Origin of the sequence: Vibrio sp. 10N.222.49.C9 (assembly GCF_041474985.1) — a bacterium.
Classification (GTDB): domain Bacteria; phylum Pseudomonadota; class Gammaproteobacteria; order Enterobacterales; family Vibrionaceae; genus Vibrio; species Vibrio crassostreae_C.
Window position 1 is genome coordinate 1 of the sequence record NZ_JBFRVD010001509.1, and the last position, 275, is coordinate 275.

At 45.1% G+C, this 275-nt stretch carries 1 protein-coding gene and 1 pseudogene; both read left to right on the forward strand.

All coding sequences use genetic code 11. The features are described 5' to 3' along the window. The coding region (locus AB4585_RS28990; protein ID WP_372172245.1) for a DnaB-like helicase C-terminal domain-containing protein at positions 1-145 on the forward strand (145 nt) is incomplete at its 5' end. 8 nt (positions 146-153) lie between these two features. Beyond that, positions 154-275 (forward strand): annotated as a pseudogene (gene alr, locus AB4585_RS28995) (alanine racemase); the annotation flags it as partial.

Genomic DNA, 275 nt, shown 5'->3' on the forward strand with positions numbered 1-275 from the left:
AGACAGTTCTATGAAAGGAATGGCTGAGATCATTCTAGGTAAGCAACGAAACGGCCCAATTGGTTCTGTTCGTTTAACATTCCAGGGACAGTTCTCTCGCTTTGATAACTACGCCGGTCCTGCATTCGATTATGACGACGAATAGGAACTGGCATGAGTAGATTGCAAGCTGCTGTAGCATCGATTAACACCGATGCTCTTTGCCATAATATAGACATGCTGCATAAACAGGCGCCTAACAGCCGTTTACTCGCGGTTGTTAAAGCCAATGGTTA